The sequence below is a fragment of the Streptomyces sp. NPDC045899 genome, from assembly GCF_056431485.1.
On the sequence record NZ_JBWKKP010000009.1, the window covers coordinates 105,377 to 127,409 of the forward strand.

18 protein-coding genes are annotated in these 22,033 nt (G+C 71.7%); 3 read left to right on the top strand and 15 right to left on the bottom strand.

Features of this window, described 5'->3' with window-relative positions:
- Nucleotides 1-60: 60 nt before the first annotated feature.
- From AC07FT_RS15765 to AC07FT_RS15800, 8 genes are all read right to left on the bottom strand, one after another.
- On the bottom strand, nucleotides 61-453 hold the full coding sequence (locus AC07FT_RS15765) for a hypothetical protein (protein ID WP_479176691.1): 393 nt from the start codon (nucleotides 451-453) through the stop codon (nucleotides 61-63).
- Complete coding sequence (locus AC07FT_RS15770) at nucleotides 450-1,118, bottom strand: SigE family RNA polymerase sigma factor (protein ID WP_479176692.1); 669 nt, start codon at nucleotides 1,116-1,118, stop codon at nucleotides 450-452. The genes AC07FT_RS15765 and AC07FT_RS15770 overlap by 4 nt, the downstream gene beginning before the upstream one ends.
- A gap of 58 nt (nucleotides 1,119-1,176) precedes the next feature.
- Entirely contained in the window at nucleotides 1,177-1,614 is a 438-nt protein-coding gene (locus tag AC07FT_RS15775; RefSeq protein WP_479176693.1) for a hypothetical protein, read from the bottom strand.
- A 357-nt stretch (nucleotides 1,615-1,971) separates the two neighbouring features.
- Nucleotides 1,972-2,376, bottom strand: a complete 405-nt coding sequence (gene rbsD / locus AC07FT_RS15780; protein ID WP_479176694.1) for a D-ribose pyranase — start codon at nucleotides 2,374-2,376, stop codon at nucleotides 1,972-1,974.
- Nucleotides 2,373-3,299 carry a ribokinase gene (gene rbsK / locus AC07FT_RS15785; protein WP_479176695.1) on the bottom strand — a complete coding sequence of 309 codons (927 nt, stop codon included), beginning with the start codon at nucleotides 3,297-3,299 and terminating at the stop codon, nucleotides 2,373-2,375. The genes rbsD and rbsK overlap by 4 nt, the downstream gene beginning before the upstream one ends.
- Nucleotides 3,300-3,345: 46 nt before the next feature.
- Complete coding sequence (locus AC07FT_RS15790; RefSeq protein WP_479176696.1) at nucleotides 3,346-5,295, bottom strand: ABC transporter permease/substrate-binding protein; 1,950 nt, start codon at nucleotides 5,293-5,295, stop codon at nucleotides 3,346-3,348.
- Nucleotides 5,285-6,862 (bottom strand): sugar ABC transporter ATP-binding protein, encoded by a 1,578-nt coding sequence (locus tag AC07FT_RS15795; RefSeq protein ID WP_479176697.1) that lies wholly within the window; start codon nucleotides 6,860-6,862, stop codon nucleotides 5,285-5,287. Before AC07FT_RS15795 ends, AC07FT_RS15790 begins: the two co-directional genes overlap by 11 nt.
- Nucleotides 6,859-7,875, bottom strand: coding sequence for a LacI family DNA-binding transcriptional regulator (locus AC07FT_RS15800; protein WP_479176698.1), 1,017 nt, complete (start codon nucleotides 7,873-7,875; stop codon nucleotides 6,859-6,861). Before AC07FT_RS15800 ends, AC07FT_RS15795 begins: the two co-directional genes overlap by 4 nt.
- A gap of 196 nt (nucleotides 7,876-8,071) precedes the next feature.
- On the opposite strand from AC07FT_RS15800, the gene recD2 reads away from it, so the two are divergent.
- Both recD2 and AC07FT_RS15810 read left to right on the top strand, forming a co-directional pair.
- Nucleotides 8,072-10,312 (top strand): SF1B family DNA helicase RecD2, encoded by a 2,241-nt coding sequence (gene recD2, locus AC07FT_RS15805; protein ID WP_479176699.1) that lies wholly within the window; start codon nucleotides 8,072-8,074, stop codon nucleotides 10,310-10,312.
- A 151-nt stretch (nucleotides 10,313-10,463) separates the two neighbouring features.
- Complete coding sequence (locus AC07FT_RS15810; protein ID WP_479176700.1) at nucleotides 10,464-11,753, top strand: citrate synthase; 1,290 nt, start codon at nucleotides 10,464-10,466, stop codon at nucleotides 11,751-11,753.
- A gap of 541 nt (nucleotides 11,754-12,294) precedes the next feature.
- Here the strand turns inward: AC07FT_RS15810 and AC07FT_RS15815 are convergent.
- The 3 genes from AC07FT_RS15815 to AC07FT_RS15825 form a co-directional block, all read right to left on the bottom strand.
- A complete protein-coding gene (locus tag AC07FT_RS15815; RefSeq protein ID WP_479176701.1) occupies nucleotides 12,295-14,583 on the bottom strand; it encodes a heavy metal translocating P-type ATPase in 2,289 nt (762 codons plus the stop codon).
- 86 nt (nucleotides 14,584-14,669) lie between these two features.
- Nucleotides 14,670-14,909, bottom strand: a complete 240-nt coding sequence (locus AC07FT_RS15820; protein ID WP_254740623.1) for a heavy-metal-associated domain-containing protein — start codon at nucleotides 14,907-14,909, stop codon at nucleotides 14,670-14,672.
- Between the two features lie 202 nt (nucleotides 14,910-15,111).
- Nucleotides 15,112-15,768: a TetR/AcrR family transcriptional regulator gene (locus tag AC07FT_RS15825; protein WP_479176702.1), complete on the bottom strand. Its 657-nt coding sequence runs from the start codon at nucleotides 15,766-15,768 to the stop codon at nucleotides 15,112-15,114.
- A gap of 169 nt (nucleotides 15,769-15,937) precedes the next feature.
- Here AC07FT_RS15825 and AC07FT_RS15830 point away from each other — a divergent pair, with 169 nt between their 5' ends.
- Entirely contained in the window at nucleotides 15,938-18,238 is a 2,301-nt protein-coding gene (locus AC07FT_RS15830; protein WP_479176703.1) for an MMPL family transporter, read from the top strand.
- A gap of 119 nt (nucleotides 18,239-18,357) precedes the next feature.
- Here AC07FT_RS15830 and AC07FT_RS15835 read toward each other — a convergent pair whose 3' ends face one another.
- From AC07FT_RS15835 to AC07FT_RS15850, 4 genes are all read right to left on the bottom strand, one after another.
- Nucleotides 18,358-18,564: a helix-turn-helix transcriptional regulator gene (locus tag AC07FT_RS15835; protein ID WP_471204068.1), complete on the bottom strand. Its 207-nt coding sequence runs from the start codon at nucleotides 18,562-18,564 to the stop codon at nucleotides 18,358-18,360.
- A 194-nt stretch (nucleotides 18,565-18,758) separates the two neighbouring features.
- Nucleotides 18,759-19,799 carry a Gfo/Idh/MocA family protein gene (locus AC07FT_RS15840; RefSeq protein ID WP_479176704.1) on the bottom strand — a complete coding sequence of 347 codons (1,041 nt, stop codon included), beginning with the start codon at nucleotides 19,797-19,799 and terminating at the stop codon, nucleotides 18,759-18,761.
- Between the two features lie 86 nt (nucleotides 19,800-19,885).
- The gene (locus tag AC07FT_RS15845; RefSeq protein ID WP_479176705.1) at nucleotides 19,886-20,905 is read right to left on the bottom strand and encodes a Gfo/Idh/MocA family protein; all 1,020 of its coding nucleotides are present in this window, start codon (nucleotides 20,903-20,905) and stop codon (nucleotides 19,886-19,888) included.
- 49 nt (nucleotides 20,906-20,954) lie between these two features.
- Nucleotides 20,955-21,875, bottom strand: a complete 921-nt coding sequence (locus tag AC07FT_RS15850; RefSeq protein WP_479176706.1) for a sugar phosphate isomerase/epimerase family protein — start codon at nucleotides 21,873-21,875, stop codon at nucleotides 20,955-20,957.
- Nucleotides 21,876-22,033: the final 158 nt, after the last annotated feature.

Genomic DNA, 22,033 nt, shown 5'->3' on the forward strand with positions numbered 1-22,033 from the left:
CATAACAGGCGGTCCCGCGCGGCGAATTGGTGCCGTCGGCGGCACCGGGCCGCGGCCCGGCTACCGGGACGTCGGGACCGCGGAGGTCGGGTTCGGGCTTCCCGTCCGGGTCGGTATGGCGGACCGGTCGGTGCTGGGGGTCGGCGTGGGGCGGGGGGTGGCCGGGGCCTCGGAGGTACGGGGGTCGCGGGCGGGCGGCGCCGGATGGTCCCGGTCCGGTCCGGAGCCGGTGGGCAGCAACAGGACGCAGACCACCACCACGGCCGCCGCGGCCACCAGGACACCGGCCGCGACCCGCCGGATCCGCCGCGTTCCCCAGGCCGGGCCGGTGGGCGGGGCGGCCGGGCCGAGGGAGTGTGGGGTGATGAGCCGGGCGCGGGCGTCGAGCGCGGCGCGCAGACGGGTCTCGACGGCACGGGGCCGGTCCGCCGCATCGCGCGGGGGAGTACTCATCCGTCCGCCTCCAGCAGTTTCTCCAGGGTGTCCAGCGCGCGGCTCGCGGTGGACTTCACGGTGCCCCGGGACACGCCCAGCGCCTCCGCTATCTGTGCCTCGGTCAGATCGGACCAGTAGCGCAGGACGAGGACCTCGCGCTGCCGCTCGGTGAGCCGCGCCAGCGCGTCCAGGACCTGCCCGTGCTCCTCGGCGAGCAGCATCCGTTCGTCGACCGGCGCCCCTTGGGCGTGGTGCGGCGGGGTGTACGCCCGCGCCGTGCGCCGCCGGCGCAGCACCGAGCGGGCGGCGTTGATCACCGCCGTGTGCAGATAGGCGTGTGCGTCCTGGAGGCTGTCCAGGCGTGCGCCGTGTCTGCGGCAGACGGCGGCGAAGGCGTCCTGGACGACGTCCTCGGCGGTGTGCCGGTCGTCCACCAGGGAGAACGCCAGCCGGACCATGTCCAGCCGCCGGGCCCGGTACAGATCGTCCAGGGTGGGCCGCGGCCCGGTGCCGCGGCCCGGCCGGACCGGTCCCAGCAGCCGCAGCCGCCGCTTGTCGGCGACTCCGTCCGCCCCGGCGGCCGGTGCCCCCGCGCGCCGGTCCGGGACCGTACGCGCCCGGCGCAGCAGCCGGGTCCACCAGCCCGCGCGGTGGAGCCCCGGCAGGAAGTACGTGAGTTGCATCGTCCTCGTCCACCTCAGAGGGGCAGGGCCGAACGGTATCCGGCCCCGCCCCGTCACGTCACCGGCCGTTGGACCTGGTGGGGCTCGCCGAGGGCTTGGGCTCGGCGGGCTTCGGGGTGGGGGTCGCCGACGGTCGGGGCTTGGTGGGCGAGGCGGAGGGCCTGGGTTCGGCGGTCCTGGTCGGGGTCGCCGACGGCTCGGGTTCGGCGGGCTTCGGCGTGGGGGTCGCCGACGGTCCGGGTTTGGTGGGCGAGGCGGAGGGCCTGGGCTCGGCGGTCCTGGTCGGGGTCGCCGACGGCTCGGGCTTGGCCGCGGAGGTGGCGGGCTCGGGCGTGGCCGGCGCCTCCGTGCGGCTCGGACGCGGCGGGGCGCCGTCACCGCCGCCGGTGGCGTGGGCGGCGATCCCGCCGCCCAGGATCAGGGCGAGTCCGGCACCGGATCCGAGGACCCAGGTGCGCAGTGGGCGACGCGAGAGACGGGAACGGTGGAGCTGCATGCGGAACGACTCCCGGAGTGAGGGGAACGGGTCGGTGAGAGGCGGACCCGGGCCGTGACCGCGCCGTGGAGACCCGCCTTCACCCCACCAGACGTGCGGCCCCGACCGGGGTTGTCGCACCGCCGGGAAATAGTTCTCCGGGGCGCCGCTCCCGGCCCGGACCGGGCCGCGGCAGCTGACATTGCGTAACAGATCGATAACTCGCGGAAATCGTGCAACCCTTCCGGACCCCGGCGGGTCGTACGGGGCGTCGGGCTTCCTGGGAGGGATCCGGGGGGATCGAGAGGAAGCCCTGGGGGAGGGGAAACGAGGGGCCCGGTCCATGGACCGGGCCCCTCGAAATGCCCTTCGACAGGCTCAGAACGGCACCCCGCACCGCAGCAGCACATTGGCGTACGGCCGTGCCTCCCCGGTGCGCACCACCAGCCGTGCCCGGCCGGTCAGCGCCTTCAGCTCCTCGTGCGGCACCAGGGTCAGCGACGCGTCGGGGAACAGCCCCTCCAGCAGCGCGGTCGCCTCCTTGTTGTGGTCCCGCACCTCCCGCGCGGCCGTGGCTCCCTCGACCACCAGCTCGTCCAGCAGCCCGGTCAGCACCTGCTCGAAGGGCGGCACGCCCAGGACGAAGGCGAGGTCGACGACGACCGGGGCGTCCGGGCCGGAGGGGATCGGCAGCCCGGCGTCGCACACCATCACGGTGTCGGTGTGGCCCAACCGGGCCAGTCCGGCGCCGAGGTGGCGGTTGATGACTCCAGCCCGTTTCACAGCCGCGCCACGTCCTCGGCGGTGGGGAAGGACTGCTGGGCACCGGCCCGGGTCACCGCGGCGGCGCCCACCCGTACCGCGAACCGGACCGCCGCCTCCAGACCGTCGCCGACGCCCAACCGCCAGGCGAGCGCCCCGGTGAAGGCGTCCCCGGCGCCCGTGGTGTCCACGGCCTTCACCGGGAGGCTGGGCACCAGGACCGTACGGCCGCCCTCGGCGACGAGCGCGCCCTGTTCGCCCAGGGTCACCACGACCGACCGCGGGCCGCGGGCCAGCAGGGCGGCCGCCCACTCCGCGGGCTCGGCGGAGCGGCCCGCCGGATCGCCGTCGAGCAGGAAGCGCGCCTCGTGCTCGTTGACCACCAGCGGATCGCAGACGGCCAGCACCCCGGCGGGCAGCGGCGCGGCCGGCGAGGGGTTGAGCACCACCCGCGGCCCCGGCCGCCCCTCCGTGCCCGCCTCCGCCGCGCGCACCACCTCGGCCACGGTCTCCAGCGGGATCTCCAGCTGGAGCGAGACCACCCGGGCGGCGGCCAGCAGCGGGGCGGCGGCCCGTACGTCCTCCGGGGTGAGCCGGGCGTTGGCACCGGGGGAGACCACGATGCTGTTGTCGCCGGACGGATCCACCGTGATCAGCGCGACCCCGGTGGGCGCCCCTCCGGTGAGCACCCCGGAGGTGTCCGCCCCGGCCGTCCGCAGCGAGTCCAGCAGCAGCCGGCCGTGGTCGTCGTCGCCGACCCGGGCCAGCAGGGCCGTGCGGGCCCCGAGCCGGGCGGCGGCGACGGCCTGGTTGGCGCCCTTGCCGCCCGGGTGGACGGCCAGGTCGGAACCGAGGACGGTCTCGCCCGGTCCGGGGCGGCGCTCGACCCCGATCACCAGATCGGCGTTGGCGGATCCCACGACCAACAGGTCGTAGTCGTGCATCGTTACGTCCCTTCGCATGACGGGTGCCGGGCGGCGCGCCCCGGGCTCACTTGGCCGCGACGACCTTCACCGGCACCTTGACCGTCTTGTCGACGTCCTTGCCCTTGGCGGCCCGGATCGCGTTCCGCACGGCCATCTTCCCCAGCTCGCGCGGCTGCTGGGCGACGGTCGCGGCGAGCGTGCCGTCCTTCACCGCCTTCAGACCGTCCGGGGTGCCGTCGAAGCCGACCACGTCGACGGACGTGCCCGCCTTGGAGCCGAGCGCCTTGACCGCGCCGAGCGCCATCTCGTCGTTCTCGGCGAAGATCCCGTCCACACCGGGGTGGGACTGGAGCAGGTTGGTGGTCACGTCCAGCGCCTTGGCCCGGTCGAAGTCGGCGGGCTGCTTGCCGACCACCTCGATGCCCGGGTACGCCTTCAGGCCCTCAGCGAAGCCCTGGCCGCGCTCGCGCGAGGCCGAGGTACCGGCGACGCCCTGGAGCACCAGGATCTTCCCCTTGCCGCCGAGCCGTCCGGCCAGCGTCTTCGCGGCCAGCTTGCCCCCCGCGATGTTGTCGGAGGCCACCAGCGTCTCGATGCTGGCCTTGTTGACGCCCCGGTCGGCGGCGAGCACCGGGATACCGGCCTTGTTGGCCGCCTTGACGGACGGGCCCGCGGCATCGGAGTCGACCGGGTTGATGATGATCGACTTCATGTTCTGGCTGGTGAAGTTCTGGATCTGATTGGCCTGCTGGGAGGCGTCGTTCTGGGCGTCGGTGACGGTCAGGCTCACCCCGGCGGCCTTGGCCTCCTCCTGCGCACCCGCCTTCAGCTGCACGAAGAAGGGGTTGTTGAGCGTGGAGACCGACAGACCCACCTTGGTGCCCTTGCCCCCGGAGTCGCCCGAGTGCAGGAAGGAGGAGGCGAGCACCACGGCGCCGACGGCCACCGCCGCCACCGCGAACCGCCCCGCCGTCGCTGCCGCTCTGCGGCCCGGCCCCTCCGGTCCTCCGGCGGACGCGCCGGGGGCGGCGGGACGGGAGCCCGCGCGGCGGCGCAGGGTGTCGAGCAGCACCGCGAGCGCGATGACCACACCGATGACGACCTGCTGCCAGAAGGCGGACACCTCCAGCAGGTTGAGCCCGTTGCGCAGCACCGCCAGGATCAGCGCGCCGATCAGGGTGCCGGATGCCTTGCCGACGCCGCCGGACAGGCTCGCGCCGCCGATGACCACCGCGGCGATGGCGTCCAGCTCGTAGCCGACCGCGGCCTGCGGCTGTGCCGAGGACAGCCGGGAGGCGAGCACGATGCCCGCGACGGCGGCGAATCCGCCGGAGAGCGCGTAGATGACGAGCTTCTGGCGCGCCACGCGGATCCCGGAGAGCCGGGCCGCCTCCTCGTTGCCGCCGATCGCGTACATCGCGCGGCCCACGTAGGTGCGGCCGAGGATCCCGGCGGTGACCAGACCCGTCACGATCATGACGATGACCGGGACCGGCAGCCAGCCGCCGAGGGTGTCACCGAGTCCGGAGACCGCGTCGGGGACGGGGATCGGGCTGCCCTGGGAGATGACCAGCGCCAGACCACGGCCGACGGAGAGCATCGCCAGCGTGGCGATGAACGGCGGCAGTTTGCCGTAGGAGACCAGCGCGCCGCTGACCAGACCGCAGGCGATGCCCGTACCGACGGCGAGCAGCACCGCCAGCCAGACCGGCAGCCCCTGGGAACTGGCGGACCAGGCCAGCACGGTGGCCGAGAGCGCGGCCACCGAGCCGACGGACAGGTCGATGCCGGCGGAGACGATGACGAAGGTGACACCGAAGGCGAGGATCGCGGTGACCGCCGCCTGGACACCGACGTTCAGGAGGTTGTCGGTGGTCAGGAAGTCGCCGGAGAGCAGCGACATCGCCGCCACCAGCAGTACCAGGGCGCTCAGTGCGCCGTTGTCGAGCAGCACGCGGCGCAGCACCGCCGGGCCCCCGGGGTCCTTTGTGACGTGAGGCGTGTCAGTTGCCACGGGGTCCCTCCTTTTCCGTGACGCCGACTCCTTCGCCGGCGCCCTTGACGTCCTTCACTGCCAGGGCCATCACGGCGTCCTGGGTCGCTTCGTGCGCGGTCAGCTCACCGGCGATCCGGCCCTGGGCCATGACCAGGACCCGGTCGCTCATCCCCAGCACCTCGGGCAGATCGCTGGAGATCATCAGGACCGCGTGGCCCGATGCGGTGAGTTCATTGATGAGCTGGTAGATCTCGACCTTGGCGCCCACGTCGATACCGCGGGTCGGCTCGTCGAGGATCAGCACCCTGCTGTCGGCGAGCAGCCACTTGCCGATGACGACCTTCTGCTGGTTGCCGCCGGAGAGGGTGCGCACCCGCTGGTCGAGACCGGCCATCCGGACGGCCAGCTGCTCCGCGACGCGCTCCGCGGCGCGCCGCTGTGCGGCCCGGTCGACCAGGCCCGCGCGGGTCGCGGAACGCAGGCTGACCAGACCGAGGTTCTCCTGTACGGAGGCGTCCAGGAGCAGGCCCTGGCCCTTGCGGTCCTCCGGTACCAGACCGACACCGGCGGCCATCGCGGCCACCACGTCATGGCGGGGCAGCGGGGCGCCCGCCACCTCGACCGTGCCGGAGTCATAGGGGTCGGCGCCGAACAGCGCCCGCACCACCTCGGTGCGGCCCGCGCCCACCAGACCGGCCAGGCCCACCACTTCACCGGCGCGCACCTCGAAGCCGATGTCGTGGAAGCTGCCGTCGCGGGTGAGCCCCTCGACCTTCAGCAGCGGCTCACCGGCGTCGGCGCGTTCGCGCGGGTACTGCTGCTCGATGGAGCGGCCGACCATCAGCCGCACCAGCTCGTCCTGGTCGGTGGCGGCCGGGACCTGGGTGACGCTGCGGCCGTCGCGCAGGACGGTCACCCGGTCGCCCAGGGCGGCGATCTCCTCCAGGTGGTGGGTGATGAAGACGATGCCCACCCCGTCCTCGCGCAGCCGGCGCACGATCCGGAAGAGCTTGTCGACCTCCTCGGTGGTGAGCACCGCGGTCGGCTCGTCCATGATCAGTACGCGCGCCTCCAGGCTGAGCGCCTTGGCGATCTCGACCATCTGGAGCCGGGCGATGCCCAGGTCCCGTACCCGGGTGCGGGGGGAGACGTCCACCCCGACGCGGGCGAGGAGTTCGGCGGCCCGCTCGTGCATCGTGTGGCGGTCGATCATGCCGAAGCGGCGCGGCTGGCGGCCCAGGAAGATGTTCTCGGCGACGCTGAGGTCGGGGACGAGGTTGAACTCCTGGTAGATGGTGGCGATACCGAGCCGTTCGGCGTCCTGGGCGCCGTCGATGCGCACCGGGGTGCCGTCGACCAGGACGCGGCCGCCGTCCGGGCGGTGGGCGCCGGAGAGCATCTTGATGAGCGTGCTCTTGCCCGCGCCGTTCTCGCCCAGCAGGACGTGCACCTCACCGCGGCGCAGGTCGAAGTCGACGCCGTCCAGCGCGACCACACCGGGGAAGGTCTTGCGGACGCCCTCCATCCGCAGCAGTTCGGACTCCGGGCGCGACGGCTCTTCGGCGACACGGGACGTCGTGCTCATGGCTTGCTCCCTTCGGGCTCGCCGCACGAGCGGCGGGTGACCAGGCGGGCGGAGAGGGTCACCGACTCCGCGGGACGGCCCTCGACGAGATCGACCAGCGCGCGGACGGCGGCGTGGCCGAGCTCCCCGGTGGGCTGGGCGATGGCGGTGATGGGCGGATCGGTGTGGACGAACCAGGGGATGTCGTCGAACGCGGCGAGCGCGATGTCGCCGGGCACCCGCAAGCCCCGCGCGCGGATCTCGTCCATCGCCCCCAGCGCCATCAGGTTGTCCGCGGCGAAGATCGCGTCCGGGGGGCGCGGCAGATCGAGGAACCGGGCGGTGACCCGGCGTCCGCTGTCCGCCTGGAAGTCGCCCTGGCCGATGTGGCCGTCGTCCAGCGCCAGGCCGAACTCCCGCAGCGCCGCCCGGAAGGCGTCCACCCGCTCGCGTCCGGTGGTGGTGGCCGCCGGGCCCGCGATGATGGCGAGCCTGCGGTGCCCGAGCGCGTGCAGATGGGCCACCAGGTCGCGGATGGCGTCCCGGCCGTCGGTGCGCACCACGGGCACCGACGCCAGGCCCTCGTCCTCGATCCAGCGGTCGACGAAGACCATGGGCGTACCGGTGCGGGCGGCGTCCAGCATCATCGGCGAGCCGCCGTCGGTGGGGGAGACCAGCAGCCCGTCGATTCTGCGGTCCATCAGGGTGCGGACGTGGTGATCCTGAAGTTCGGGCCGCTCATCGGCGTTGCCGATCACCACGCTGTAGCCCAGGTCGCGGGCGGCGTCCTCGACGGAGCGGGCCAACTCGGTGAAGAAAGGATTCAGCACGTCGCTGATGACCAGGCCCAGGGCCCGGGTCTGGTCGGTGCGCAGCGAGCGGGCGACGGCGTTGGGGCGGTAGCCGAGGTCGGCGACCGCGGCGAGTACGCGCTCCCGGGTGTCGGCGCGGACGGAGGGGTGTTGGTTGAGCACCCGCGAAACCGTCGCGACGGACACTCCGGCCCGTTGCGCCACGTCCTTGATGGCCGGCATCGTCCACCTCCTCGTGGAATCGATTACACGGAGGATTGGAATCGATTACACGGGACATCGACAAGGGCTCGGTCCGCCCCGAAACCGGATCGTGATACTCCGCGATGATCGGCCGCGCCGGTCCGTCCCGGCCGGTTGTCCACAGCCGCGGACCGTCGGCGGACCGACTGTCGGGCCCCGGCGGTACGGTCGGTCCATGCTCAAACTCGCGGTGGTCGAAGGGGTTCTGGAGCGGATCACCTACGCCAATGAGGAGAACGGCTACACGGTCGCGCGGGTCGACACCGGCCGTGGCGCGGGCGATCTGCTGACCGTCGTGGGCTCACTGCTGGGCGCCCAGCCGGGCGAGTCACTGCGGATGGAGGGCCGCTGGGGCTCCCATCCGCAGTACGGCAAGCAGTTCACCGTGGAGAACTACACCACCGTCCTCCCCGCCACCGTCCAGGGCATCCGCCGCTATCTGGGCTCCGGTCTGATCAAGGGGATCGGTCCGCGGATCGCCGACCGGATCACCGAGCACTTCGGCGTCGAGACCCTGGACGTCATCGAGCAGCGGCCGGAGCGGCTGATCGAGGTCCCCGGGCTCGGCCCCAAGCGCACCAAGATGATCGGCGCGGCCTGGGAGGAGCAGAAGGCGATCAAGGAGGTCATGATCTTCCTCCAGGGAGTCGGCGTCTCCACCTCCATCGCGGTGCGGATCTACAAGAAGTACGGGGACGCCTCGATCTCCGTGGTGAAGAACGAGCCGTACCGGCTGGCGGCCGACGTCTGGGGCATCGGCTTCCTCACCGCCGACAAGATCGCTCAGTCCGTCGGCATTCCGCATGACAGCCCGGACCGGGTCAAGGCCGGTCTCCAGTACGCCCTGTCCCAGTCCACGGACAACGGCCACTGCTATCTCCCCGAGGAGCAACTGATCGCGGACGCGGTGAAGTTGCTCCAGGTCGACACCGGCCTGGTGATCGACTGCCTGGGCGAGCTCGCCGCCGAGGAGGGCGTGGTGCGGGAGCGGGTCCCCGCCCCGGACGGCGGCGATCCGGTCGCGGCGGTCTATCTGGTCCCGTTCCACCGCGCGGAGATCTCGCTGGCCGGTCAGGTGCGGCGGCTGCTGCGCACCGAGGAGGACCGGATGCCCGCCTTCCAGGGGGTGGACTGGGAGAAGGCGCTGACCTGGCTGGCCGGCCGGACCGGCGCCGAGCTGGCCCCCGAGCAGCGGGAGGCGGTGCGGCTGGCGCTCACCGAGAAGGTCGCGGTGCTCACCGGCGGCCCGGGGTGCGGCAAGTCCTTCACCGTCCGGTCGGTGGTGGAGCTGGCCCGTGCCAAGAAGGCCAAGGTGGTGCTGGCGGCCCCCACCGGCCGGGCCGCCAAGCGGCTCGCCGAGCTGACCGGCGCCGAGGCGTCCACCGTCCACCGGCTGCTGGAGCTCAAGCCCGGCGGGGACGCCGCGTATGACCGGGACCGCCCGCTGGACGCCGATCTGGTGGTGGTCGACGAGGCGTCCATGCTCGATCTGCTGCTGGCCAACAAGCTGGTCAAGGCGGTTCCGCCGGGTGCGCACCTGCTCTTCGTCGGCGATGTGGACCAGCTGCCCAGCGTCGGCGCCGGAGAGGTGCTGCGCGATCTGCTGGCCCCTGGCGGCCCGGTCCCCGCGGTGCGGCTGACCCGGATCTTCCGCCAGGCCCAGCAGTCCGGTGTGGTCACCAACGCCCACCGGATCAACGAGGGGGTGCCGCCGCTCACCCAGGGGCTCTCCGATTTCTTCCTCTTCGTGGAGGACGACACCGAGGAGGCCGGGCGGCTCACGGTCGATGTCGCGGCCCGTCGCGTCCCCGCCAGATTCGGTCTGGACCCCCGGCGTGACGTGCAGGTTCTCGCCCCGATGCACCGCGGTCCGGCGGGCGCGGGCGCGCTGAACGGACTGCTTCAGCAGGCCATCACCCCGGCCCGCCCGGACCTCCCGGAGCGCCGTTTCGGCGGCCGGATCTTCCGTGTCGGCGACAAGGTGACCCAGATCCGTAACAATTATGAGAAAGGGGCCAATGGGGTCTTCAACGGCACGGTTGGAGTCGTCACCTCCCTCGACAGCGACGAGCAGCGGCTGACCGTGCTGACGGACGAGGACGAGGAGGTGCCGTACGACTTCGACGAGCTGGATGAGCTGGCTCACGCCTATGCGGTGACCATCCACCGCTCGCAGGGCAGTGAGTACCCGGCCGTCGTGATTCCGGTGACCACCGGAGCCTGGATGATGCTCCAGCGCAACCTGCTCTACACCGCGGTGACGCGCGCCAAGCGCCTTGTGGTGCTGGTCGGCTCGCGTCGCGCGCTCGGGCAGGCGGTGCGTACGGTTTCGGCGGGAAGGCGCTGCACGGCACTGGACCACCGGCTCGGCGGCCATGGCCGAGTCGAGGATGCCCACAGGGTTTCCGAACGATGACGAACGGGGCAGGATGGGCGTGAAAGCGGCACTGAGTGCCGCCAAAAGGTCCTTTGGCCGACCCCGAGTGCACGTCCATCGTCCGGATGGGGGAAGGTGGGGGAGTCAGGGCACCTCGAAGAAGAGAACCAGGACGTCGGTGAGGGATGACGTGAGCGACAACTCTGTAGTACTGCGGTACGGGGACGGCGAATACACCTACCCGGTGGTCGACAGCACCGTCGGCGACAAGGGCTTCGATATCGGCAAGCTGCGTGCCCAGACCGGTCTGGTGACCCTGGACTCCGGTTACGGCAACACCGCCGCGTACAAATCCGCGATCACCTACCTCGACGGTGAGCAGGGCATCCTGCGCTATCGCGGCTACCCCATTGAGCAGCTGGCGGAGCGCAGCACGTTCCTCGAGACGGCCTTCCTGCTGATCAACGGTGAACTGCCCACGGTGGACGAACTGGCCACCTTCCGCGAGCAGATCACCACGCACACGCTGCTCCACGAGGACGTCAAGCGCTTCTACGACGGCTTCCCGCGCGACGCCCATCCGATGGCCATGCTCTCCTCGGTGGTCAGCGCCCTGTCGACCTTCTACCAGGACAGCCACAACCCCTTCGACGAGAAGCAGCGCGACCTCTCGACGATCCGGCTGCTGGCCAAGCTGCCGACCATCGCGGCGTACGCCTTCAAGAAGTCGGTCGGCCACCCGTTCGTCTACCCGCGTAACGACCTCGGTTACGTCGAGAACTTCCTGCGGATGACCTTCTCGGTCCCGGCCCAGGAGTACGAGCTCGACCCGGTCGTCGTCAGCGCCCTCGACAAGCTGCTGATCCTGCACGCCGACCACGAGCAGAACTGCTCGACCTCCACCGTGCGGCTGGTGGGCTCCTCGCAGGCCAACATGTTCGCCTCCATCTCGGCGGGCATCAGCGCCCTGTGGGGCCCCCTGCACGGCGGCGCCAACCAGTCGGTGCTGGAGATGCTCGAGGGCATCCAGGCCGCGGGCAGCGATGTCGACACCTTCATCCGCAAGGTGAAGAACAAGGAAGACGGCGTGAAGCTCATGGGCTTCGGGCACCGCGTCTACAAGAACTTCGACCCGCGGGCGAAGATCATCAAGTCGGCGGCGCACGATGTCCTCTCCGCCCTCGGCAAGTCGGACGAGCTCCTTGAGATCGCCCTCAAGCTGGAGGAGCACGCCCTCGCCGACGACTACTTCGTCGAGCGCAAGCTCTACCCGAACGTGGACTTCTACACCGGTCTGATCTACCGGGCGATGGGCTTCCCCACCGAGATGTTCACCGTACTGTTCGCGCTCGGCCGGCTGCCGGGCTGGATCGCGCAGTGGCACGAGATGATCAAGGAGCCGGGCTCCCGCATCGGCCGCCCGCGCCAGATCTACACCGGCGTGGTCGAGCGCGACTTCGTCCCGGTCGAGCAGCGCTGACACCTGACCTGACCGCCAGGGTCCTGGCACGGGGCGCCCCCGAGGGGGCGCCCTTCGTCATGGGTGCCACGCGTCTCGGGGTTCGCCGCCCTGCCGGCGAGTGAGGCACCGTCGACAGGGGCTTCAGCGCCCCGGAGCCGAACCGAGCCCCCAAAAGAATCAGAAAGCGCCCCGCTTCCGATCCCCCCACGGGTCGGAGCGGGGCGCTTCCCATGTCCCGGTTCGGATTCCCCCCACGGGATCCGGCCGGGCGTCCACGGGCCGCACAGGCGGCATTGCGGCGCGATCTGCCGGGACGAGTACCTACGGGAGGGCCGCTCAAAGCTCCCCGAGTACCTCGCCCCGGCCACGCGTAGCGGGATTCATCCCCCAAGACGAATCCCCACCGTCCCATTAGACTCGCGACCCCCCGAAATGGTTACGTTCGGTTGCCTGTGATCTGCGTCTCTTGCCATAACGGGCGTACAAGGGCAAGAGCCTCGATTTGAAGATCGAGGCTCTCATGTATGGGTGTTGTGCGGCTTATGGGGAGCCGGTGAAGCTATGTGGATGCCGTGAAGGTCCGCAGTCGCAGGCTGTTGGTGACGACGAAAACGGACGAGAACGCCATGGCCGCTCCGGCGATCATCGGGTTCAGCATCCCGGCCGCCGCGAGCGGCAGCGCGGCGACGTTGTAGCCGAACGCCCAGAAGAGGTTGCCCTTGATGGTGGTGAGCGTCCGGCGTGCCAGCCGGATCGCGTCGGCCGCCACCCGGAGGTCGCCGCGGACCAGGGTCAGATCCCCGGCCTCGATGGCCGCGTCGGTGCCGGTGCCCATGGCGAGCCCGAGGTCGGCGGTGGCCAGCGCGGCCGCGTCGTTGACGCCGTCGCCCACCATGGCGACCGTACGGCCCTCGCCCTGGAGCCGCTTGACGACGTGGACCTTCTCCTCCGGCAGGACATCGGCGATGACCTCCTCGACGCCGATCTCGCGCGCCACGGACTCGGCGACCAGCCGGTTGTCCCCGGTCAGCAGGACCGGGGTGAGGCCGAGGGCGCGCAGCTGGGCGACGGCTTCGGCGCTGGTCTCCTTGACCGCGTCGGCGACCAGCAGGATGCCGCGGGCCTCACCGTCCCAGGCCACGGCGACGGCCGTATGGCCCTCCGCCTCGGCGGCGGCCTTGGCGGACGCGAGCTCCTCGGGCAGTTCGACGGCCCACCGGCCGAGCAGCTTCTCCCGGCCCACGAGCACCTTGTGGCCGTCGACCACGCCCCGGACGCCGAGACCCGCGACGGAGGTGAAGCCCTCGGGCACCGGGAGGGAGCCGACGCGTTCGACCGCGCCGTCCGCGATGGCGCGGGCGACCGGGTGCTCGCTGGCGTGCTCCACGGAACCGGCGAGGCGCAGCAGCACCTCCTCGTCCGTGCCGGGTGCGGTGACGACGCCGCGCAGCCGCATCCGGCCGGTGGTGACGGTGCCGGTCTTGTCCAGGACGACGGTGTCGACCCGGCGGGTGGACTCCAGTACCTCGGGGCCCTTGATGAGGATGCCGAGCTGGGCGCCGCGGCCGGTGCCGACCATCAGGGCGGTCGGGGTGGCCAGGCCCAGCGCACAGGGGCAGGCGATGATCAGGACGGCCACGGCCGCGGTGAACGCGGCGGTCGCGTCGCCGGTGGCGCCCAGCCAGCCCAGCAGGGTGCCGAGGGCGATGAGCAGCACGATCGGCACGAAGATCCCGGAGACCCGGTCGGCGAGCCGCTGCACCTCGGCCTTGCCGTTCTGCGCGTCCTCCACCAGCTTGGCCATCCGGGCGAGCTGGGTGTCGGCGCCGACGCGGGTGGCCTCCACGACGATGCGGCCCGCGGTGTTGACGGTGGCGCCCGCGACCGCGTCGCCGACGACGACGTCCACCGGTACCGATTCGCCGGTGAGCATCGAGGCGTCCACCGCGGAGCCGCCCTCGACGACCGTGCCGTCGGTGGCGATCTTCTCGCCGGGGCGGACCACGAAGCGGTCGCCGGCCCCCAGCTCGGTGACCGGGACGCGGACCTCCCGGCCGTCGCGCAGGACGGCCACGTCCTTGGCGCCGAGCTCCAGCAGGGCGTGCAGCGCGGCCCCGGCCGCCCGCTTGGACCTGGCCTCCAGGAAGCGGCCGAGGAGGATGAAGGTGGTCACTCCGGCGGCGGCCTCGAGATAGATCGAGGACGAGCCGTCGGCGCGGGAGACGGTGAGGTCGAAGCCGTGCCGCATCCCGGGCATGCCCGCGTGCCCGAAGAACAGCGCCCACAGGGACCAGCCGAGGGCCGCCAGGGTGCCGAGCGAGACGAGGGTGTCCATGGTGGCCGCGCCGTGCCTGGCGTTGCTCCAGGCGGCCTTGTGGAAGGGCGCGCCGCCCCAGACGACGACGGGCGCGGCGAGGGTGAGCGAGAGCCACTGCCAGTTCTCGAACTGGAACGAGGGCACCATCGCCAGCACGACGACGGGAAGGGACAGGGCGAACGAGATGAGCAGGCGGCGGCGCGGGGCGTCCGGCCGGTCCTCGCCGTGGCCGGGGCGGTCCGCGGCCCCGCCGGGAGCCTCGGTGGCCGCGGCCGGGGGCACGGGCTCGGGCGGGCGGGGCTCCTCGGCGGTGTAGCCGGTTCTGACCACGGTGGCGATCAGGTCCGTCACCTCGACCCCGGCCCCGTAGGACACCTTGGCCTTCTCGGTGGCGAAGTTGACCGTGGCGGCCACCCCGTCGATGCGGTTGAGCTTCTTCTCGATGCGCGCCGCGCAGGAGGCGCAGGTCATACCACCGATGGCGAGTTCGACCTGTGCCGTGTGCCCGGCTTCGGAAGCCGTGCTGGTCATGTCTGGGTCTCCTGGGAGGAGGGCCGGTGCCGTACGGCGTCTGTATCAGCAGGGCGGTACGGCCCGGCGGGAGGAGTCGGGGGTGCTCAGGCCCGGCCGGCGAGCTCGTAGCCCGCCTCGTCGACGGCGGCGCGGACGGCCTCGTCGTCCAGCGGGGCGGCGGAGACGACGGTGACCTGTCCGGTGGAGGCCACGGCCTTCACGGAGGAGACGCCGTCGAGGGCGCCGAGCTCCTCGGTGACGGCACCCTCGCAGTGGCCGCAGGTCATTCCGGTCACCTGGAGGACGGTGGTGACGCCGGAGCCGGTGTTCGCCTCGGAGCTCATGGACTTTCTCCTGTGGGGTGGGCGTGATGGTCGGGACGCAGGAGACGCCGGATGCCCCAGGGTCTCCTGACTCTCATAACTCTATACCCCTAGGGGGTATTCCCGGAAGCCGGAGGTGCGCCGGATCGCGAACAGCGCGCCACGCCCGCGCGCGCTCCCCTTCCGTGCAGAGCGCGCCCGGGGTGGTGGCGGCGGATCCGGGTCAGCGGATGGGGCTGCCCTCGGTGCCGATGATCGGCGCGAGATAGCGGTACAGGGCGTCCTTGGTCTCGGTGATGTACGCCCGCTGCTCCGCCCCCTCATGGGCCAGGATCACATCGAGACCGGCCTTGAACAGGTGGAACGCCATGGTGGCGGTACGGGTGCGGCGGTCGGCGGGCAGCTCGGGATGGCGCAGTCCGAGCAGCTCCTCCACCCGGGACTGAAGGGTGAGGTGCAGCGCGTCATGCTCCTCGACGACCGGGCCGGGGGTGTCCGTGGAGTTGATCAGCGCGAGGAAGGCGGGATTCGCGCAGTTGAACTCGATCATCGGATCGAGGACCGCGTCCAGCATCTCGCCCAGCGGCAGCGCGGCGTTCTCCACCGTGAAGACCAGGCCGTGAGCCTGGCGCATCTGATGGGTCAGCCGCTCACCCAGTTCGACCGCGATGGCCTCCTTGTTCGGGAAGAACTGGTAGAGCGTGCCCGGGGAGACGCCCGCCTCGCGGGCGATCGCGTTGGTGCTCGCGCCGGCGTAGCCGTTCTGACAGAAGACGCTCGCGGCGGCGTCGAGCAATTGCTGGACCCGGCGCTCGCCGCGCGCCTGCCGGCGGCGCGGCTTGGCGGCTCCCTCGGCCTGGGCTGCCTTGCTCTCGGTCACGCGCAATCTCCGGATCTTGGTGTTCGATTGACAAACGCGAGCACTCACTCGCATTCTTGTGAAACGCGAGTGATCGCTCGTGTTTGCCAGTCTATGGCAATCAATGACCCATGCTGCCTGCCCAAACGTCGTGCGGTGGCCTGGGCACAGGTGAAGGGGACACCGTGCCATGACCACTGTCAACCATCCGTCGGGGGACCGGATCGGAGGATGGACCCGCCTGGTCACGGCGCGCCCCCGGCTCTCCTTGCTGCTCGCTCTGCTCTTCACCGCGCTCACCGTGGTCGCGGGCAGCGGTGTCGCCGACCGGATGGGCAGCGGGGGCTGGGAGGACCCGGCGTCCCAGTCCACCTACGCCACCGAGGCGTTGGAGAAGCACTTCCCGACCTCCCAGCCCAATCTGATCCTGCTCGTCGACAGCGGCAAGGCCACGGTGGACGATCCGGCGGTGGCCGCCGAGGGGCGGGCGCTGGCGAAGAAGCTGGCCGAGGAGGAGTCCGTCACCGGCGTGACCTCCTACTGGGACACCGGTGCGCCCACCCTCCGGCAGCGCGACCGCGGCGAGGCGATCATCGCCGCCCGCGTCACCGGCGATGAATCCGCCGCCAACGAGGCGCTGGAGCGTCTCGCCCCGCGCTACCGGGGGGACCACGGCCCGGTCGAGGTGTCGATCGGTGGCCTCGTCGCGGTCCGCCATGAGCTCCAGACCACCATCCAGGAGGATCTGCTGCGGGCCGAGATGATCGCCCTGCCCATCACCCTGGTCCTGCTCGTCATGGTCTTCGGCAGCGCGGTGGCCGCCCTGCTGCCGCTCGGCGTGGGCATCATCGCCATCCTGGGCACCAACGCGGTGCTGCGCGGTCTCACCGAGTTCACCGATGTCTCGGTCTTCGCGCAGAACCTGACCACCGCACTCGGCCTCGGACTGGCCATCGACTACGCCCTGTTCATCGTGCGCCGCTTCCGCGAGGAGCTGGCCACCGGTGCCGAGCCCCTGCCCGCCGTGGCGGCCACCCTGCGCACCGCCGGGCGCACCGTGCTCTTCTCGGCGCTGACCGTCGCGGTCTCGCTCGCCGCGATGCTGGTCTTCCCGCAGTACTTCCTGCGCTCCTTCGCCTACGCGGGCATCGCCGTGGTGCTGATCGCCGCGGGTGCCGCCCTGGTGGTGCTGCCCGCGGCGCTGGCGCTCCTCGGCGACCGGGTCAACTCCCTCGATCTGATGAAGCTGTTGCGCCGCGGGCGCCCCGCCCGTACCGGTGAACCCGGCAAGGGATGGGGGTGGCTGGCCCGGCTGGTGATGCGGCGCGCACCGCTGTTCGCGCTGGCCACCGTCGCCGGTCTGGTGGCGCTCGGACTGCCCTTCCTGAAAGTGGAGTTCGGCACCGCGGACGACCGCCAGCTGCCCCGGAGCGCCGAATCGCATGTGGTCCAGCAGCACATCCGGGACGGTTTCCCCGGAGGGCCCGGCGGCGCCGTCGAGATCATCGCCGAAGGCCGTCCCGGCACCCGTGCCCTCGCCGACTACAGCGCCGAGCTCTCCGCGCTCCCCGATGTGCGGCGGGTGGACGGCCCGGCGGGCCAGTTCGCGGGCGGCCGTCAGGTGGCGCGGCCCGGTCCGGCCGAGGCGGCCCGCGCGGCCCGGGGGAGCGCCTATCTCACCGTGCTGACCAAGGGCGAGGCGGTGGACGCCGCGAGCCAGGACCTGGTGCGCGACATCCGTGCCCAGCAGCCCCCGTTCCACGCCTCGGTGACCGGCACGGCCGCCGTCCTGGTGGACACCAAGGACTCCATTGCCGACCGGCTGCCCTGGGCGGCCGCGATCATCGCCATCGTCACCCTGCTGCTGGTCTTCCTGCTCACCGGCAGTGTGCTGATACCGATCCAGGCGGTGCTGCTCAACGCCCTCAGTCTCACCGCGATGTTCGGCGCCATGGTGTGGGTCTTCCAGGACGGCCATCTGTCCGGTCCGCTGTCCTTCACCTCCACCGGCGATATCGAGACCACCCTGCCGGTGCTGATGTTCTGCGTCGCCTTCGGACTCTCCATGGACTACGGGGTCTTCCTGCTCTCCCGGATCAAGGAGGAGTACGACCGCACCGGGGACCATACGGCGGCCGTGGAGTTCGGGCTGCGGCGCACCGGCGGGCTGATCACGGCCGCCGCGCTGATCCTGGCTGTGGTGATGGTCGCCATCGGCACCTCGCGGGTCACCAACACCAAGATGCTGGGGCTCGGCATCGCCCTGGCGGTGCTGATGGACGCCATGGTGGTGCGCAGTCTGCTGGTGCCCGCGGTGATGCGGCTGACCGGCCGGGCCACCTGGTGGGCACCGGGCCCGCTGCGGCGGCTGCACGCCAGGATCGGGCTGAGCGAGGGGGAGTCCGCCCCGGTCCGGAGCGGTGACGACGGGGAGGAGCCCGGGCCCCGCAGCGAGGAGGAGCTGCGGGACCCGGTCCGCGCGGGGCACTGACGCCTTCCGGAAGGGGGTTCACGGGGTGCACCCCCTCCCGGCGGGGCGCCGGGGACATCGTGCGCCGGTGTGTGAGCGGGCACCGTCCGCGCGGGTCTTGGTGGCGCGGGCGCCAGGACCTAAGGAGCGCCGCGCCGCCCGCGCCGGTTGCCCGGTCTGCGGGCCACCCAGGCGCGGACGGTGTCCGCGTACCAGTACGGCTTGCCGCTCTCCACCAGATCGGGGGGCGGCAGCAGTGCGTGTTTGCGATACGACCGTACGGTGTCGGTCTGGACCCCGATATGAGCGGCGATCTCCTTGTACGACCAGAGCCTCCGGTCGGTCATCTCTCGAGCCCTTCCCGCAGCCACCGCGACCACGGCCCCGGTGGGGCCGTCGGGGGAGCCACGGCGGACCTGCTGACGATCTCTCAGCCTGTGTCCGGTGAACGACAGTGCGTGATCGTGGTCAGGGGCTGTTGAACACCTGTGACGAAGCCGTGTGGAGATGTGACGGCTGTGACACCCGAGTGACAGTGGCCTCAGGCCTCCAGCTCGGCCATCCGTTCGGTGATCTCCGCCAGTCGTACCGGACGGTGCTCCAGCCGGGACAGTTCACACGCCTCGGCCACCAGCAGGGCGTAGAGCGCCTGCTGACCGGAGCACGGGTTGGGGGCCTCGCCCCGGGCCGCCCGTACGAAGGCGGCCAGCTCCGCCCGGTAGGCGTCCTCGAACCGCTCCAGGAAGTGTGCCCAGGGGCGGCCGGGGCCGGCGGGCCCGCCCGGTTCGGCCGAGGCGAAGGGCGTACGGCCGTCCAGCCCCACCACCAACTGGTCACGCTCACCGGACAGTTCCATCCGCACGTCGTACCCGGCGCCGTTGTAGCGGGTGGCGGTCGCGGTCACCAGCGTGCCGTCGTCCAGCGTCAGCAGCGCCGCCGCGGTGTCCACATCGCCCGCCTCCCGGAAGAACGCCGCGCCGTCCGCCGAACCGGACGCGAACACCTCCACCACCTCCCGTCCGGTCAGCCAGCGCACGGCGTCGAAGTCATGCACCAGACAGTCCCGGATCAGTCCGCCGGAGTGCGGCAGGAATTCCGGCGGCGGGGGAGCGGCGTCCGAGGTGATGGCCCGGATGGTGTGCACCCGGCCCAGCCGCCCTTCGCGCAGCGCCTCGCGCGCGGCCCGGTACCCGGCGTCGAACCGCCGCTGGAAGCCCATCTGGAGCATGGTCCCGGCCGAAGCGACCTCGCTGAGCGCCCGGACGGTGCCCGCCAGGTCCAGGGCGATGGGCTTCTCACAGTAGGCGGGCAGTCCGGCCCGCGCCGCCCGGGTGATCAGTTCGGCGTGCGAGGCGGTCGCGGTGGCGATCACCAGCGCGTCGATCCCGCCGCTGAAGACCGCGTCCACCGAGGCCGCGGCGGTCACCGGTACGGCGGCATCCGCGTCGATCCGCGCGGCCAGCTCGGCGGCCCGCGCAGGGTCGGCGTCCCCGATCAGCAATGCGTCGACGCCGTCCGTGGCGGCGAGAGCGGCGGCATGGAAGGAGCCGATCCGCCCGGCGCCGAGGAATCCGATGCGCATGGTGTCTTCCCGTCCGAAGGGGTGGGGCCGAAGGAGTGGGCCCCGAAGGGGTGAGGAGTGGTCCGAGGCCCGTGGCGGAGCCGGGGTCAGCGATAGAAGGCGGGGCGCACGATCATCTCCACGGGGGTGCGCTCACCGGTCTTCTGCGCGCGCAGCCCCGCCTCGCAGACGGCGGCGGCCGCATAGCCGTCCCAGGCGCTGGGCCCTTCGACCTCCCCGCGGCGGGTGGCGTCGACCCATGCCTGCACCTCCCGGTCGTACGCCTCCGCGAAGCGGGCCACGAAGTCCGGGGCGATTCCACCGCCCCAGCCGCCGGGACGGTTGACCAGCATGCCGTGGGCGTCACCGACCCGTGCGGTGCCGCGTTCGCAGACCGCCTCGGTCTGCACCTGGTAGCCGAAGCCGCAGGTGGCGAACATCTCGACGCTGACGAGCGCGCCACCGCTGGTCTCGAAGATCACCAGCTGAGGGTCGCTCAGACCCTCGGGCGCAGCGGAGTTGGGCGTCGGCTTGAGCACGGTCACCGTGGTGATCTCCTGCTCCAGCAGCCAGCGCGACTGGTCCATCTCATGCACCACCGAGTCGCTGATCAGCATCTCGGTGGTGAAGTACGGATGTGTCGAGGCATTGCGGTGGCGGCAGTGCAGCATCAGCGGACGGCCCAGCTCACCGGTGGCCAGCAACGCCTTGAGCTCCATGAACTCGGTGTCGTAGCGGCGCATGAACCCGACCTGGACCCGGCGGTGGCCCAGCTGCTGCTCGGCCTCCAGCACCCGCAGCGCGGAGGCCGCGTCCGGGGTGAGCGGCTTCTCGCACAGCACCGGCAGATCCCGCTCGAACGCGTTGAGCAGCGCGGCCTCATGGGCGGGTCCGGGAGAGGCGATCAGCACCGCGTCCACCCCGGGCGCGTCCATCGCGGCCGCCGGATCGGTGAACGCCCGGCACCCCTCGGCGGTGTCGGCCACGGCCTTCGCGCGCGCCTCGTCGATGTCGACCACGGCGGCCACCCGGGCGCCGCTGATCACCTCATCGATCCGGCGGACGTGGTCGGCGCCCATCTTGCCGGTCCCGATGACGGCGATCCCGAGCGTCCCCTGCTGGGTCATATGCGAGTTCCTTCTCTTTCTGCCGGTGCGGTGGTGGACGGGACGGGGGTCAGGCGCCGCAGGAACGCAGGAAGCGACGGGTGCGCTCGGCGATCGGGAACGGCTGGTCGGGCGGGCAGGGGTACATGTCCTGCTCGACGATGGCGAACAGGTCCACGTCCAGCTTCTGGGCGGCGGCGAGGACCGGCTCCAGTGCGGGCACCCCGTCCGGCGGTTCGCACATCACCCCGCGCTGGACGGCCGGGCCGAACGGCACCCCGTTCTTCACCACGTCGGCCAGGATCTCCGGGTCCACCTGCTTGAGGTGGAGATAGCCGATGCGCTCGCCGTAGGTCTCGATGAGCTTGACGCTGTCGCCGCCGCAGTAGGCGTAGTGCCCGGTGTCCAGGCAGAGGTTGACCAGGCCGGAGTCGGTCGCGTCCAGGAAGCGGGCGACGTTCTCCTCGGTGTCGATGTGGGTGTCGGCGTGCGGGTGGACGACGATCTCCAGACCGTAGCGCTCCCGCACCTCACGGCCGAGCCGCTCCATCCCGGTGGACAGATGGCGCCACTGCTCGGCGGTCAGCTCCCGAGGCTCGATGATCTCGGCGGTCTTGTCGTCCCGCCAGAAGGAGGGGATGACCACCAGGTGCCCGGCGTTCATCGCCCGGGTCAGCTCGGCGACCTGGGAGACATGGGCCCAGGTGGCGTCCCAGACATCGGGGCCGCGGTGCAGTGAGGTGAAGACGGTGCCCGCCGAGACGGTGAGCCCCCGCCGGGTGGTCTCCTCGGTGAGCCGGGCCGGGTCGGTCGGCAGATAGCCGTACGGACCCAGTTCGATCCAGGAGTAACCGGCCTCCGTGACCTCGTCGAGGAAACGCTGCCAGGGGACCTGCTGCTCGTCGTCGGGGAACCACACCCCCCATGAGTCGGGGGCCGAGCCGACCCGGATGCGGTCCAGGGCGGGTACGGGAGAGGCGGCGGCAGTCATGGGAGGGGTCTCCTCTCGCCGGTCATCGGCGACCGGGGAAGGGGGCGGTGCGGATTCCGGTGCTCGCTGGCGGACGCGCGTCCGCGTCGTACTGTTTTGGGCAGCTTCACGGTCCGGGCGGGGGGTCGTCAAGGGTTGGTCAGGACATTCGGACGTCA